The 15602-nt window shown below is 71.4% G+C and carries 12 protein-coding genes and 1 riboswitch; of the genes, 4 read left to right on the top strand and 8 right to left on the bottom strand.

All coding sequences use genetic code 11. The features are described 5' to 3' along the window. Positions 1-9: 9 nt before the first annotated feature. Positions 10-145, bottom strand: a riboswitch (cyclic di-AMP (ydaO/yuaA leader). 192 nt (positions 146-337) lie between these two features. From SM447_RS04540 to SM447_RS04530, 3 genes are all read right to left on the bottom strand, one after another. Further along, complete coding sequence (locus SM447_RS04540) at positions 338-1348, bottom strand: C40 family peptidase (RefSeq protein ID WP_474571888.1); 1011 nt, start codon at positions 1346-1348, stop codon at positions 338-340. A gap of 253 nt (positions 1349-1601) precedes the next feature. After that, positions 1602-3818 (bottom strand): (Fe-S)-binding protein, encoded by a 2217-nt coding sequence (locus SM447_RS04535; protein WP_474571444.1) that lies wholly within the window; start codon positions 3816-3818, stop codon positions 1602-1604. Between the two features lie 277 nt (positions 3819-4095). Beyond that, positions 4096-4359 carry a cell division protein CrgA gene (locus SM447_RS04530; RefSeq protein ID WP_474571443.1) on the bottom strand — a complete coding sequence of 88 codons (264 nt, stop codon included), beginning with the start codon at positions 4357-4359 and terminating at the stop codon, positions 4096-4098. A gap of 210 nt (positions 4360-4569) precedes the next feature. On the opposite strand from SM447_RS04530, the gene SM447_RS04525 reads away from it, so the two are divergent. From SM447_RS04525 to SM447_RS04510, 4 genes are all read left to right on the top strand, one after another. Beyond that, a complete protein-coding gene (locus SM447_RS04525; RefSeq protein WP_474571442.1) occupies positions 4570-5370 on the top strand; it encodes a DUF881 domain-containing protein in 801 nt (266 codons plus the stop codon). A 667-nt stretch (positions 5371-6037) separates the two neighbouring features. Continuing rightward, the gene (locus tag SM447_RS04520) at positions 6038-7717 is read left to right on the top strand and encodes a class E sortase (protein ID WP_474571887.1); all 1680 of its coding nucleotides are present in this window, start codon (positions 6038-6040) and stop codon (positions 7715-7717) included. Between the two features lie 2 nt (positions 7718-7719). Continuing rightward, positions 7720-8019, top strand: a complete 300-nt coding sequence (locus tag SM447_RS04515) for a hypothetical protein (protein ID WP_474571441.1) — start codon at positions 7720-7722, stop codon at positions 8017-8019. 5 nt (positions 8020-8024) lie between these two features. Next, complete coding sequence (locus tag SM447_RS04510) at positions 8025-8675, top strand: aminodeoxychorismate/anthranilate synthase component II (RefSeq protein ID WP_474571440.1); 651 nt, start codon at positions 8025-8027, stop codon at positions 8673-8675. A gap of 17 nt (positions 8676-8692) precedes the next feature. Here SM447_RS04510 and SM447_RS04505 read toward each other — a convergent pair whose 3' ends face one another. From SM447_RS04505 to SM447_RS04485, 5 genes are read right to left on the bottom strand one after another with little or no spacing between them, the layout of a single operon-like run. Continuing rightward, positions 8693-9379, bottom strand: a complete 687-nt coding sequence (locus SM447_RS04505; protein WP_474571439.1) for a SanA/YdcF family protein — start codon at positions 9377-9379, stop codon at positions 8693-8695. Then, positions 9376-11208 carry a Stk1 family PASTA domain-containing Ser/Thr kinase gene (pknB, locus tag SM447_RS04500; protein ID WP_474571438.1) on the bottom strand — a complete coding sequence of 611 codons (1833 nt, stop codon included), beginning with the start codon at positions 11206-11208 and terminating at the stop codon, positions 9376-9378. Before pknB ends, SM447_RS04505 begins: the two co-directional genes overlap by 4 nt. Further along, on the bottom strand, positions 11205-12587 hold the full coding sequence (locus tag SM447_RS04495; protein WP_474571437.1) for a serine/threonine-protein kinase: 1383 nt from the start codon (positions 12585-12587) through the stop codon (positions 11205-11207). The genes pknB and SM447_RS04495 overlap by 4 nt, the downstream gene beginning before the upstream one ends. A gap of 1 nt (position 12588) precedes the next feature. Continuing rightward, positions 12589-14094: a peptidoglycan D,D-transpeptidase FtsI family protein gene (locus SM447_RS04490; protein WP_474571436.1), complete on the bottom strand. Its 1506-nt coding sequence runs from the start codon at positions 14092-14094 to the stop codon at positions 12589-12591. After that, positions 14091-15581: an FtsW/RodA/SpoVE family cell cycle protein gene (locus SM447_RS04485; protein ID WP_474571435.1), complete on the bottom strand. Its 1491-nt coding sequence runs from the start codon at positions 15579-15581 to the stop codon at positions 14091-14093. Before SM447_RS04485 ends, SM447_RS04490 begins: the two co-directional genes overlap by 4 nt. Positions 15582-15602: the final 21 nt, after the last annotated feature.

Raw genomic sequence — 15602 nt, 5'->3', positions numbered from 1 at the left:
GCTCCGTACTCCTTCTTCCCGTACCGCCTACCGGGTTAGCTGACGGGTTCGGGCGGGAAGGGGACGCCCTACCGCGACCCTCGCGGATTCACCCCGGGTACCTGGGCCCCCGGCTCGCTCACGAGCGACTCGGCGGTGTCGGACCGTTACCGCCCCGGGTGGACGGATCTGCCAGCGGCCGACGATTGCCCAGCGTAGGGACGATCGACGTCGATACGCAACATTACCGCACCGTCACTGTGGGTGCTGACATCCGACAGCGAGGAGGGCCCCCGTCGACTTGACCGGGGGCCCTCGGGCGTTCCTGCGCGTCCGCTCAGCCGACGCTGGTGGTGAATCAGCCGGGTCGGCGGAAGCCGGCGACCGGCATGGTGGTGATGGACGAGACGTTCACCGGTTTACCGGCGCGTGGCGCGTGCACCATCTGGTTGTTGCCCAGGTAGAGCCCCACATGGTGCAGGTCGCTGAAGAAGAACACCAGATCACCGGGGCGGGCGTCGGACCGGGAGATGGCCTTGCCCTCGTTCCACTGGGCACCGGTGAAGTGGGTCAGCGAGATACCCGCAGCCCGGTAGGCATACTGGGTCAGCCCGGAGCAGTCGAACGAGTTGGGCCCGGTGGCGCCCCAGACGTACGGCTTGCCGACCTGGGCGCAGGCCGTCCTGATGGCGGTCCGCGCGGCGTTGCTGACCACACCGTTGATGGTCGGGCAGTTGGTCGTCTTGACCGTCGTCACCGGCAACGACCGTTCGAGCCGCTTGATCTCCGCGTCGATCTTCTTCTTCTTCGTCGCCAGATCCTTCTCCTGCTTCTCCTGGGAAGCGATCAGGGCGTCGAGCTTGGCCTTCTGGTCGTCGTACTTCTTGCGGATCTTCATGACGCCCTCGAGTTCGCGGCGCTCCTGCGCCGCGAGCCGGTCGAGGAGGGCCATCTGCTCACCGAGTTCGTCAGGCTTCGCGTTGAGCAGCACCGCGCCGAGTTCCTGGGACGGGCCGCTGATGTAGTAGCGGGAGGCGAGATCGGCCACCCGGTTCATCGCCAGTTCGGTCTCCAGCGCCAGCGGCTGGATCTTCTTCTCCAGGCTCTCCGACTTCTGTCGGTTGACCCGCAACTGGGCGCGCACCTTGTTGTACTGCTCGATGGTGGGCTCCAGCTGACGCCACTGCTTGTCGATCTGGGCTTCGATCTCGTCGACCGAGGGCTCGGCGTACGCGGGGGCGGCGAGCAGGCCGGCGCCGACCGCGGCGGCGGCGACCAGGACGACCAGCCCACGAGCGGCCCGACGCAGGCCGCCCGGACGGAATCGTCCCGGCGCGTGACGATGGAGGGGCATGGTTGCCACCGGCAGCGTCTCCTTTGCAACCGACCACCGGGCGTCCCGCGAGCGGTATGGGGCGGGGACAGACGGCCCACGGTGGTCGGTGCCCCACATTAGGGAAGGCCGGGTAGGGAATCAAGGCGACCAACGGCTCATTCACCTTTGCGCGACGGCGCGCACACAAAGGGTGTCCACCATTTCGTTACAGTTACGTTCGCCAATACAAAAACCGGCGCGGGCGGCACCGGTGGAAGGTGCCGCCCGCGCCGGACGTACGCGCCGCTCAGCCGGCTACCGGCGTCTCCTCGGCACCCGCGGTCCGCTCGGGCTTGACCGACCGGAGCAGGACGCTCGCCACGTCGACGACCTCGACCTGTTCGCCGGCACCCTTGCCGTTCACCCCGTCGGTGAGCATCGTCGAGCAGAACGGGCATCCGACGGCGACCGTCCTCGCCCCGGTGGACATGGCCTCCTCGACCCGGTCCACATTGATCCGCTTGCCGATCCGCTCCTCCATCCACATCCGGGCGCCACCGGCGCCGCAGCAGAAGGAACGCTCGCTGTTGCGGGGCATCTCGACGATGCCTTCGCCGGACCCGCCGTTCTGCCCGCCGCCGAGGGCGGCACCGAGAACCTCGCGCGGCGGGGTGAACACCCGGTTGTGCCGTCCGAGGTAACACGGGTCGTGGTAGGTCACCCCGCCGTCGACCGGCTGCACCGGGGTGAGCCTGCCGGTGGCGACCAGGTGGGCCAGCAACTGGGTGTGGTGCACGACCTCGAACTCACCGCCGAGCTGGCCGTACTCGTTGCCCAGGGTGTTGAAGCAGTGCGGGCAGGTTGCGACGATCTTGCGCTTGGCCTTCTCGCGGCCCTCGAACGCCTCGTTGAGGGTCTCCACGTTCTGCTGGGCGAGCATCTGGAAGACGAACTCGTTGCCGATCCGCCGGGCCGGGTCGCCCGAGCAGGTCTCCCCCTCACCGAGGATGGCGAAGGAGACACCCGCCTCGTTGAGCAGGGTGGCGACGGCCCGGGTGGTCTTCTTCGCCCGGTCCTCGAACGCCCCGGCGCAGCCCACCCAGAAGAGGTACTCGAAGTCCTCGACCTCGCCGACCCGGGGCACCTCGAAGTCGAGGCCCTTGGTCCAGTCCTCCCGGGTGTTCTGCGGCGCGCCCCACGGGTTGCCCTTGTTCTCCAGGTTGCGCAGCATCACGCCGGCCTCCGAGGGGAAGCTGGACTCGATGAGCACCTGGTAACGGCGCATGTCGACGATGTGATCGACATGCTCGATGTCCACCGGGCACTGCTCCACGCAGGCACCGCAGGTGGTGCAGGACCAGAGCACGTCGGGGTCGATGACGCCGCCGGATTCGGCATCGCCGATCAGTGGCTTCTCCGCCTCGGCCAGCGCCAGCACGTCGACGTGGGCGAGCTGCGCGGCGGTGGCCTTCTCCTCGCCGGTGAGGTCCTTGCCACCGCCGGCCAGCAGGTAGGGCGCCTTGGCGTACGCGTGGTCACGCAGGCTGAGCACCAGCAGCTTCGGCGACAGCGGCTTGCCGGTGTTCCACGCCGGGCACTGCGACTGGCAGCGACCGCACTCGGTGCAGGTGCTGAAGTCCAGCAGCCCCTTCCAGGTGAACTGCTCGACCTGGGCGACCCCGAACTGGTCCTTCTCCGGGTCGGCCTCCTCGAAGTCGAGGGGCTTGCCATCGCTCATCATCGGCCGCAGCGCGCCGAGGCCGGAACCGGCCGCACCCGGCCTGCGCTTGAAGAAGATGTTGGGGAAGGCGAGGAAGCGGTGCCAGGCGACGCCCATCGTCACGTTCAGCGCGATCACGATGACCCAGGTCATCGAGATCGAAATCTTGATGAGGGCGGCGACGCTGACTCCGGACTCCCAGCCCGGCAGCACCGAACCGACCGCGTGGCTGAGGGGGGTGGCCCAGACGGGGTACTCGAAGTGGTCGGTGGCCACCTTGAAGCCGCGGATCAGGAAACCCATGACCAGTACGGCGAGGACGACCGCCTCGACGAAGTAGCCCTGCCACATGGTGGAGCCGGTGAACCGCGATCGGCGTCCCGCCCGGTTCGGCCGGTTCGCCAGCCGGATCGCGATCAGGACCACGATGCCGATCACGCCCAGAATGCCGATCCACTCGGTGACCAGGCCGTAGAGCGCCCAGCCGCCGATCAGCGGCAGCCCGCCGGTCGGCGACACGACCTCGAAGTACGCCTCGAGCACCAGCAGCGACAGCACGATGAAGCCGACCATCACGAACCAGTGCGCCGCGCCCACCACGCTCCAGCGGAGCATCCGGGTGTGCCCGGCGGTCTCCGCCAGCATGGTCATGGTGCGGCTGACCTTGTCACCGGAGCGGGTCGGGTCGGGCTGACCCAGCCGGATGACGGCCACCATCTTCGAGACCGCGCGTACCGCAAGCCACACCGCAACGGCGGTGATGGCGGCCGCGAGGATCGTGGTGACGATCTGGACGCTGCCCATCGAGTTGGCCTCCCGGTCTGCTGCCTGTCGAGCGGCTCGGCGACCGGGGCGTCGGTGCGATCGGTCGACCCACCGCCGCCGCACCTCAACCTGACCGGTCGATGACCTCGCTCCGCTCGGTCATGCAGTGCAGCCTACGCGCAAGGTTACCCAGCAGTAACGTGAGTCTTCTCGCACCCTGGGCCACGCTGCCCTGCGCACACCTTAGGAGGCCGGCGGCAACACCGCTCGGGCGGGCCGCCGGCGACCGTCGGCGGTCACGGCGTTGAGCTGCGGGTCAGCGCCAGCGGGAGAGCAGAACCAGCGAGGCGACCATCGCGCCGAAACCGACCGCCAGGTTCCAGTACCCCAGCTCCATGACCGGGTACTGCTGCTCGGAGAGGTAGTAGACCACCAGCCAGCCGATGCCGAAGACGATCAGCGACACCGCAGAGATCGGCAGCCACACCGGGCTGGGCTTGCGGGTTGCCGCGGTCGCCGGGGGGCGGACGTCCGTGGGCGGGGTGTACACCTTCTTCTTGCGGACCTGAGACTTGGGCACGACGCTCTCCAGAGGGGTTACGACCTCGTCCGGCCTGCAACCGGGCGCGAGGGCGACGGTCCATGGCCAATAATGTTCGACAGCTAGCGTAGTCCGGAAGACCCGTCCAAGCCACGAATGGGGCGAGACCGGTACCGGGCAGCACCGGAAAACGAGCGCTCCGGCCCGCACCGGGCGGCGTCGGAGCGCGACAACAAGGGGGGACGGTCCGTGGAGTACACCTCCGGCGCGGCGTCGTGGCAGAAGGCGCTGCGACGACTCGTCGCCGGGTTGCTGCCCGGTCGACCGCGTCAACGCCGGCCGGGTTGGTCGATCGGCGTACCGCTGATCGCCCTCGCCGCCGGTCTGCTCTTCACCACCACGGCCACCACGGCGGGTGGTACCGCCCTGCGCGAGGACCGCCGGCCCCAGCTCACCGAACTCATCGAGGACCGCCGCGAGCAGGTGGCGGCGAACGAGGAGCGGGCCGCGTCGCTGCGTGGGGAGGTCGAGAGTCGAACGGCCGTCCTCGCCAACTCCGACGGGCCGATCAGGGAGCAGCAGCAGCGGGCCGCGGCCAGCCGGGCCGATGCCGGCTTCACCGCCCTCACCGGCCCCGGTCTGACCGTCGAGCTCAACGACGCGCCCCAGCTCAGCAATCTGCCCGAAGGGGCCACCAACGACGACCTGGTCGTCCATCAGGGCGACGTCCAGGCGGTGGTCAACGCCCTTTGGGCCGGTGGTGCCGAGGCGATGTCAATCATGAACGTGCGCGTGCTGGCAACCAGCGCGGTACGCTGCGTGGGTAACACCCTGCTGCTGCACGGCCGGGTGTACTCCCCGCCTTTCAAGATCGTAGCAATTGGCGATCCCGCCGCACTCCGGCAGGCCCTCGCCGCTTCCGAGGGAGTCCGGTGGTTCAGGGACGCGGTCGCAAACTACCAGCTCGGCTACTCAGAGACCTCCGGCACGGTCACCGTGCCCGCATTCGAGGATTCCACCACCCTGCGTTCCGCGACGGTGCCGCAGTGAGGCCGCAGTGAGCCCGCAGTCCGACGGTCGGCACCGCGACCAGACCGACGAGCCCACCGCCTTCCTGCCCAAGGTCGAGCGAGCCGAGTCCGGCGCCCCCCGTCCGGCGGGAGCCTGGCCGGACCCGGTGCTGCCCACCCGGTCGGGCGCGGCCGGCTCGCCACACGATCTGCCGCCGACCGGAGCCCCGCGTCCGGGCGACCAGCCGCACTCCGGCGGCCGCACTCCGGACGGCCAGCGGTCGACGAACTCCGGCCGCTTCGACGGCTTCGCCGACGCGACTGTGCCGGCCGTGCCCGGCCGGTGGGACGCCCCACCGCCAGCGGACGCTCGGAGCACGGCCGCGCCGGGCTGGAGCGCGCCCCCGGGACCGGAGCGCCCCGGTGCGCCGACGGCAGACCAACAGAGCACCGGCCCCGGTCGGGAACAACAGAACGCCTCCACGGGCCGCTGGGACCCGCCGCCGGCCACCGACCGGGCGAACCAGTGGGATGCCCCGGCGACAGCCGGTCGTGCCGCGAACCAGTGGGACCCGGCACCGACCGCCGAGCGAACGGCGACTTCCGGCCGTACGGCCGACCAGTGGGACCGCGCGCCGGATCCGGGTCACGGCACCGCGGGTCGGCAGCAGGGCACCGGGAGCAACGACCAGTGGCACGGCGTACCCCTGCCGTCCGGCCAACCGGACATTCCGGTCGGGCCGACGCCGTGGCGCGGTGCCTTCCAGCCGAGCAGGGGCACCACGGAGCAGCCGACCGGCAACCGGCCCGACGTCGTGGACGCCGGCCGTTCCGGCTCCGGTGAGCGCGGCGTCACCGGGGTCGCGGGTCAGCCGGGTCGGGTTCCGCCGGCCGATGCGGCCGGTGCCCGGCCGGGCACCGGCGAGGCCACCGGCACCCCGCCGCCCTGGCCCGGCAGCCAACCGGCCGGGCCGGCCCGGGCCGGGACCGGACCGGCGCAGCCGAACGGTGGTGCGACGTGGCTCGACGGCGCGTCGACGCCCCCGGCCGCCGGGGCGGCCCACCCCGCCGCCCTACGACCGGCCATGCCGTCCCCCGGCCACTCACCTCAGCCTCGGCAGGCGACGCCAACTCCGCAGACCGGGACCGCGTACGGCGAGTACGCCTCCCGTCCCGGTTCCGGGCAGGCCGGCCCCGCAGGACCCGGGCAGGACTGGTCGGGCGAGGGACCTACCGCCTTCATGCCGAAGGTCGGCGACTCAGCCGGCCGGGCGACGGAGCCGGCCCGACCGAACCCGGCGGCCACCCCGACGACGAACGCACAGCCCGCTGCCGCCAACGGCCCGGCGACTCCGGAGCGCCCGGTCGCCCAGAACGGCCTCCCTCCGGGTCAGCACCCCCGCCCGACCGCGTCCGGTCAGCCGCCAACCCCGGTGCAGCCGGCTGCACCGAGCCGAGCGGCCGACCCGGGGGCCACCGCCCTCATCCCGGCGGTCACCGGGGCCCGGCCGGCTACGCCGCCCCCGATGGACTCGACCGCCCTGATGGGTGCCGTACCCCGGCCGCCGAAGGGCGAGGAGCCCGCCGACGGAGCCGACCAGCCCGCCGAGGCGCCGAAACCGCGGCGCGGCGATCGGGTGGTGCAACTGCGCCCCCACCAGACGGGTGAGGGCTACAAGAGCGTCTACTCGGAGCTGACCCGCCCGTCGGTGTGGTCCCGGGTGCGCACCGGCCTCCGGGTCAGTGGCGAATTGCTGATCACCTTCGGCCTGGTGGTGCTGCTCTTCGCCGGCTATGAGATCTGGGGCAAGTCGGCGATCGTCGACGCCCACCAGGGCGAGCTGAGCGAGCAACTGGCCCAGGCGTGGGCACCCGAGCCGGACCCGACGGTGGCAGCGTCAGCCAGCCCTTCCGCCAAGCCGAAGCCGGCGGTGCACGGCACCCCGATCGCGGGCCTCTACATTCCCAAGTTCGACAAGGAATGGATCGTCGTCGAGGGCGTCAGCCAGCAGGACATCCGGTACGCGCCGGGCCACTACCCGGACAGCGCCCTGCCCGGCCAGGTGGGCAACTTCTCGGTGGCCGGGCACCGGAACCGGGCGACCTTCTGGCGACTGGACGAGTTGCGCAAGGGCGATCCGATCGTCGTCGAGGGCCGCAACGAGTGGTACGTCTACCAGGTCACCGAGAGCCTGATCGTCAAGCCGACGCAGGTCGAGGTGGTGGCCCCGGTGCCGGGTCGACCGGGTGAGAAGCCGACCAAACGGATGCTGACCCTGACCACCTGCAATCCGAAGTTCGACAACTATCAGCGGTTGATCATTCACGCCGAGATGACGCGTACCCAGCCCAAGGCCGAGGGACGCCCGGCGGAGCTGGGGACCTGACGATGTACGCCTGGATCTGGCGCAAGCTGCCCTTCGGGCTGCCCGGCAAGCTCGTCGGCAGCCTGGTGCTCGCCACCACGATGGTGGCGCTGCTGTGGTACGTGGTGTTTCCCTGGGCGGAACCGCTGCTTCCCTTCGACGACGTGCAGGTGACCCAGGAGGACTCCGGCGTGCCAGGGGGTGGCGACGTCGTGCCCGGCGACGACGGCGGCGCGGTGGACGACGCCCCGCCGGGCGACGAGCACGACCTGCCGTACGACACCGACCGGAACAACACCCCGCCGCCCGACGAGGACGAGTGAGCCCGATGCGCGTCCTGGTGATCGACAATTACGACTCGTTCGTCTTCAACCTGGTGCAGTACCTCGGCCAGCTCGGCGTGGAGTGCGAGGTACGACGCAACGACGAGATCGAGCTGGCCGAGGTGGGCCGGGTCGGCGCGGACGGCGTGCTGCTCTCGCCCGGCCCGGGCACGCCCGACCGCGCCGGCATCTGCCTCGACGTCATCCGCGAGTACGCCGGCGAGCTGCCGATCTTCGGGGTCTGCCTGGGTCACCAGGCCATCGGCGAGGCGTTCGGGGCGACCGTCGCCCGCGCCCCGGAGCTGCTGCACGGCAAGACCTCGGAGGTCCGGCACGACGACACCGGTGTCCTCGCCGGCCTGCCCGACCCGTTCACGGCGACCCGCTACCACTCGCTCGCGGTGCTGCGGGAGACCCTGCCGGCCGAGCTGGAGGTGACCGGCTGGACCGCCTCCGGGATCGTGATGGCGATGCGCCACCGCACGCTGCCGATCGAGGGCGTCCAGTTCCATCCCGAGTCGGTGTTGACCGAGGGCGGTCACCTGATGCTGGCCAACTGGCTCGCCGCCTGCGGCCATCCGGAAGCGCTGGAACGCGCCCCGGCGCTGGCCGCCGAGGTCGACGCCCGCCGCCGCGCCGCCTTCGCCACCACCTGAGCCAGCTTCGGGAGCGGTCAGCGCGCCAGCGCGTCGGAGATGCCGGGGTCGGCGGGTGAGCTGACGGCGGGTGGCCGGTCGCGGATGGCGTCCCAGGCGGCCTTGCCGCTGGCCAGGTAGTCCCGAGCCGCCTTCCGCACCAGTAGGCCGGTGCCGCAGCCCGAACAGTTGGCGGTCACCCCGTCGGCGTCGATGCCGAGGTGCCGGCAGAGCGTCACCGCCCGCGACAGGTGGTACGACTGGGTGACGATCAGGGCCCGCTCGATCCCGTAGACGTCGCGGGCCCGCCGGCAGCTGTCGTAGGTGTCCAGCCCGTGCGGGTCGGCGACGACGCGCCCCGGATCGACGCCGAGCCGCTCGGTGAGGTGGGCGGCCATGATCGCCGGCTCGTCACCGGACTCGCCGGCACCGTCGCCCGAGACCAGCACCGCCCGGGCCCGCCCGCTGCGCACCAGCTCGGCGGCGGTCTCCAGGCGGCCGGCCAGCCGGACGCCCGGTTGCCGGCCGTCCTCCGTCACGGCCGTACCCAGGACGATCACGACGTCGGCGGTCGGCGCCTCGGCCGCCGGATGGAGGTGACCGTGGGCACCGACGGTCGTCCAGATCCACGGCAGGCTGGCGAGCAGCAGGACAGCCAGGCCGGGCACGGCCAACCGGAGCAGCCGTCGTTTCACCCGGGCGGCCGGCGGCTTCGGTCCCGTCACTCCTCGCCGAGGCGGAACGGGGAGAGGGAGGGCAGGATCCCACCGCCGCTGCCACCGCCGCCATCGTCGTCGTCATCCGGCGGCGGAGTGGTCGGCGGCGCGCTGGTCGGTGGCGCCTGGGTCGGCGGATCCGTGTCCTCCGGCTCCTGCACCGACACGACGATCGTCACCACACTGTTCTTCGTGCGCTCGGTGTTGGCGTTCGGGCTCTGGTCGACCACCCGCCCGGCCTGGTCGGCGGGGACCTCCGGGCCGAGTTCGACGTTGTGCCGGAAACCCGCTCGCTCCAGGGTCCGCTTCGCCTCCGCCTCGCTGAGGCCGACCACGGACGGGACCGGAACGACGTTGCCCTTGGAGACGGTGAGGGTGACCTCGGTGTCCTCCGCGACCTTCTCTCCCGACGGCGGGGAGACCTTCAGCACCTGATTCTTGGGCGCCGCGTTGTCGACCTCGTCGACCTCGACCACGAGTTTGAGGTTCTTGAGCTGCGTCTCGGCGCTTTCCCTAGTGCTGCCGACGAGGCCGGGCGGGATGGTCACCTCGGGCTTGCCGCCGCAGATCCGCACGGTCACCGTGCTGTTCGGGGCCGCCCGCTCACCCGGAGACGGGGACTGGCTGGTGACGGTCCCCTCCCGGCAGTCCGAGGTGAACTCCGGCTCGCCGCGCGCCGGTACGAAGCCGTCCCGCTCGATCTGGGCGAAGGCGTCGGCCTGGCTCAGCCCGGTGACCGTCGGCACCGGAGCGTCCTGCGGATCGTCACGCTGGTTCAGCAGCAGCGCGGCGACGAGGGCGATCACCGCGAGCACGCCGAGCGCGGCGAACGTGGCGATCAGCCAGGACGATGCCTTGCGCTGGCGCGGGTCGCCCACCCGGGCGGGAATCTGCCGGGTCTGCGTGGCACCCGCCGACGGGTAGCCCGAGCCGCCGGCCGCGGCCATCGCCACGGTCTCGTCCTCGCGCATCACCGGAGTCGCCATCACCGGCCGGCCGGCCGCCGCGCGGAGCAGGTCCGCCCGCATCTCGCCGGCGCTCTGGTAGCGGTTCAGCGGATTCTTCGACAGCGCCTTCAGCACGATCGCGTCGACCGCCGGGTTGACGTCCGGGTTCAGGTCGCTCGGGGTCGGCGGAGCCTCCCGCACGTGCTGGTAGGCGACGCTGACCGGACTGTCGCCGACGAACGGCGGATGCCCGCAGACCAGCTCGAAGAGCACACAACCGGCGGCGTACACGTCGGAGCGGGCGTCGACCGCCTCGCCGCGGGCCTGTTCCGGCGACAGATACTGGGCGGTGCCGATGACCGCGCTGGTCTGCGTCATCGTGGTGGCGCCGCTGGCCAACGCCCGGGCGATGCCGAAGTCCATCACCTTGACCTGGCCGGTCTGGGTGAGCATCACGTTGCCCGGCTTGATGTCGCGGTGGATGATGCCGTGCCGGTGGCTGAAGTCCAGCGCGGCGCAGATGTCGGCGCTGATCTCCAGCGCCCGCCGGGGTTGCAGCCGACCCTCGGCGCCGAGCACCTCCTTCAACGTGCGCCCGTTCACGAACTCCATCACGATGAACGGAAGCGTCTCGCCGGTCGGCGCCTGCTCCTCACCGGTGTCGTAGACGGCGACGATGGCGGGGTGGTTCAGGGAGGCGGCGTTCTGCGCCTCCCGCCGGAAACGCATCTGGAAGGTGGCGTCCCGGGCCAGGTCCGCCCGGAGCATCTTGATCGCGACGTCCCGACCGAGCCGCAGGTCACGACCGCGATGCACCTCGGCCATGCCGCCGTACCCGAGCAGCTCGCCGACCTGGTACCTGCCACCGAGCAGGCGGGCCTGCGCTGTCATCGCGTCTGTCGTCCTTCGCTCGTCGTCGTCTCGTCGCCGCCCGGTCGGGGCTGATCCAGTCGACGGTACGCCGTACCGGCCGGATCGTCTCGTCCGTCGGGCCGCAGCGCGTCGGACGTAACCGCTCGCACGGACGCCCCACCCGGCGTGCCCGCGCCGAGGTTGCTCCGCAGTTGGTAGGAAATCACGCCGGAGCAGAGGAGGACCAGTGCGCCCAGCACGATAGCCAGGAACACCATCCCGGATCGTGACCGTCGTGGCACTGGGCGTGACGGTCCGGGCGGCGGAGCGTACCCGGGTGGGACCGTGGCCGCACCGCGTGGATAGCCGGCGACGGCCGGCGCGACAGTGGTGGGGCGGTGCGGAGCCGCCGGCGGGCGGGCCGACGGATGGGCCGGTGGCGGTCGGTGCCCCACAGCCTGGGGGTGCGAGGGGGCCGGGGAGTGCGGCGCCACCGCCGGACGTGGCGGCTGCGGCGGCGGAACCTGCGCACGACCCGGTGCCGGTGAGGCCGGCGCGGCGGAGATCGGCGCGGCCTGACCGCCGGCCCGAGCCTGCCGGGACAGCGCGGTCTTCAGCTGGCGCGCCACACCGGCCAGCGCGGCGGCGCTCGGCCAGCGGTCCTTCGGGTCCTTGGCCAGGGCCCGCTCGACCAGCGCGCGGACCTGGGGCGGGATGTCGGCCGGCAGCGGGCGGGGCGTCTCCCGCACGTGCCGCATGGCGATGTCGAGAGGATTGTCGCCCTCGAACGGCCGTCGTCCGGCGAGACACTGGTACGCGACCACGCCGAGCGCGTAGACGTCGGAGGCGGGGGTGGCGACCTGGCCGGTGGCCTGCTCCGGCGAGATGTAGGAGGCGGTGCCGAGCACCGAGCCGGCTGCGGTGAGCTGCCCGACCAGGTCCGAGCGGGCGATGCCGAAGTCGGTCAGCACCAGCGTGCCGTTGGGCCGGACCAGCAGGTTGCCCGGCTTCACGTCCCGGTGCACGATGCCCTTCACGTGGGCGGCGTGCAGCGCGTCCGCGGCCTGGGCGACCAGCGCCATGGTCCGCGCCGGGGTGAGCCGGCCGACCCGGCTGAGTGTCGCCGACAGCGGGTCGCCCTCGACGTACTCCATCACCAGAAAGGCGATCTGCTGGTCGTTGCCGAAGTCGTAGACGTCGACCACACCCGGGTGGTTGATCGTCGCCATGGTGCGGGCCTCGCCCCGGAAGCGCTCGGCGAAGCCCGGCTCGTCCAGCAACGCCGGGAGCAGGCTCTTGACCGCGACCGTACGACCGAGCACCTGGTCCGTGCCGCGCCAGACGTCGCCCATGCCGCCGCTGGCGATCCGCTCGTCGAGCCGGTAGCGGTTGCCGAGTTGCACCCCGGGACTGAGCATGTCAGCGCCCCCCGGGTTCGGCGATGGCGGCCCGCATGATCTGCCCCGCGATCCGGGCGGCCTCGGCGCTGCCGCCGCTGCCCGCCTCCTCCAGGACGACGCAGACGGCGGAGACCGGCTTGCCGTCGGAGTCGAGGGCGAAACCGATGAACCAGCCGTGGTCGGGCCGCTCCGGCGCGGACTGGGCGGTGCCGGTCTTGCCGCCGACCGTGTAGCCGTTGATCCGGGCGTTGCGGCCGGTGCCGTTCTCCACCACGCTGACCATCATGTCCCGCAGGTCGGCGGCGACCTGACCACTCACCGGCCGGCGCAGCTCGCGCGGGTTGGCGGTGTCGTAGACGGTGGTGCGGTCCGGTGCCAGCAGCTGGCGCACCAGGTACGGCCGCATCTGGCTACCGCCGTTGGCCACCGCCGCGGCGATCATCGCGCCCTGCAACGGGGTCATCCGCACATCACGCTGGCCGATGGAGGACTGGGCCAGCGCCGCCGGGTCCGGACCGCCGTCCGGGTTCTCGATGCTGCCGGTGCGGCTGGCCGCCACGCCCAGGCCGCCCTCGCCGAGCCGGCCGACGGTCAGGTCCTCCTGCTCGAACCCGAACTGCTGGGCCTTCTGCTTGAGCACGTCGGGGCCGAGCTGAACGCCGAGCTTGGCGAAGCCGGTGTTGCACGAGTCGGTGACCGCCTTCATCAGGGTGACCTGGGACTGCGGGCAGATCGACGGCACGGCGTTGGTGATCGCTTCCCCTGAGGTGGGCGGGGTGTAGCTCGGCCCGGCGGGGATGTTGGTCTCCTTGCCGATCCCGTTCTCCAGCGCGGCGGCGGCCACCACGATCTTGAAGGTGGAGCCCGGGGGCAGCACCTCGCCGAGCGCCCGGTTCCGCAGCGGCCGTGCCGGGTCCCTGTCGAGCCTGTTGTACGCGGTGGTCGCCTCGTTGGTGTTGTGGCTGGCCAGCGGGTTCGGGTCGAAGCTGGGCATGGAGACCAGCGCCTGCACCGCCCCGGTGGCCGGGTCGATGGCGATCGCCGCGCCCTTGGTCGCCCCACGGTTGTTGTTGCGCAGCTCGTCGTAGGCGGTGTCCTGGGCCCGCTTGGAGAGGGTCAGCAGCACGTTGCCACCGGCGGTGGTGTCACCGGTGACCATGTCCCGCAACCGGTTGACGATGAGCTGGTCGCTGGTGCCGGCGAGGAAGTCGTTCTCGGCCCGTTCCAGGCCGGTCGCGGAGCCGTTGACCGGCTCGTACCCGAGCACGTGGGCGTACTTCGCGCCACCCGGGTAGGTACGCAGGTACTTCAGCTCGCCGTCGGTCTCCTTGCTGACCGCCAGGGCGGTGCCGCTGGCCTCGATGTTGCCGCGCTTGCGGTCGTACTTGGCGACCTGGACCCGGCCGTTGTAGTCGCTGGTGCGGTATTCGTCGGCCTTGTAGGCCTGGATCCAGTTGAGGTTCGCGAAGAGCAGGCCGAACAGGACGATGACAACGACGCCGACCCGGCGCAGGGGTGCGTTCACGGCTTGATCACCTCCGTGGGGGCACCGTGCAACTGCTCGGGCGGGCCGCCGGAGGGTCGGGTCACCTTGCCACCGGCGCCACCGACCGGCCGACGCCCGGCGTCGGAGACGCGCAGCAGCACCGCGATGAGCAGCCAGTTCGCCATCAGCGAGGAACCACCCGCGGAGAGGAACGGCGTGGTCTGGCCGGTGAGCGGAATGAGCTTGCTGATCCCGCCGACGATCACGAACACCTGGAGCGCGAGGGTGAAGGCCAGCCCACCGGCGAGCAGCTTGCCGAACGAGTCCCGGACCGCCAGGGCGGCCCGCAGGCCCCGCTCGACGATGAGCAGGTAGATGACCAGCAGCGCGGAGAGGCCGAAGAGCCCGATCTCCTCACCGATGCCGGCGAAGATGAAGTCGTTCTGCACCTCGGGCAGCAGCAGCGGCTGACCGCCGCCGGGCCCGGCGCCGAACAACCCGCCGGAGCCGAGCGCGAGCAGTCCCTGCACCAGCTGGTAGCCGTCGTCGTAGGGCTTGGCGAACGGGTCGAGCCAGATCTGCGCCCGCAGGTAGAAGTTCGCGAACGGTCCGCCGATCGACTCGCCGAGCACGTACGCGAGATAGGCGCCACCGAAGAAGAGGACCAGACCGATGAGCAGCCAGCTGACCCGCTCGGTGGCGATGTAGACCGTCGCCACGAACATGCCGAAGTAGAGCAGCGAGGTGCCCAGGTCCTTCTCGAAGATCAGCACCAGCAGGCTGATCACCCAGACGACGAGCACAGGGCCGAGGTCGCGCCCGCGCGGGAAGTCGATGCCCAGGATGCGGTGACTCGCCAGCGACAGCACCTCGCGCTTGCGCACCAGGTAGTAGGCGAAGAAGACCAGCAGGGCGAGCTTGGCGAACTCGCCCGGCTGGATCGAGAAACTGCCGATGCGTACCCAGAGCTTGGCACCGTTGATCTCGGAGATGCTGGCCGGCAGCACCGCCGGCAGCATGACCAGCACGATGCCCGCCAGACCCAGCGTGTACGCGTACCGGGAGATCGACCGGTGGTCGCGCATCAGGGCCAGCAGCCCGGCGGCGAGGATCACCGACGCCAACGTCCAGGCCAGCTGCCGCCCGCCGGTGCCGGCGAAGATGGCGAGGTCGACGCGCTCCTCGGGGGGTGCCTTGGCCAGGTCGAGCCGGCGGAGGAAGCCGACCCCGAGCCCGTTGAGCAGGGCCACCGCCGGCAGCAGAGCCGGATCGGCGAAGGGCGCGAGGAACCGGATCACCAGATGCATGCCGAGGAAGACCGCGGTGAGCGCGGCGGCCGGCACCCAGAAGCTCGGGGTGACCGTGTCGAGCACGTTCGCCTCGACCATCGCCCCGTACGCGGCCACCAGCGCCATCGCCAACAGCAGCAGCGACAGCTCGGCGTTGCGCCGGGCGCGGGCGAGGCGTACGCCGGGCCGCTCGCCCGCGGTCGCGGGCGAGGGTGCCGGAGTGGCCGCTGCGGTCACGATGATCCTCGGGTCGGAGCC

This window comes from Micromonospora aridisoli (assembly GCF_056150025.1).
This window is presented reverse-complemented; position numbering and strand designations above follow the sequence as displayed.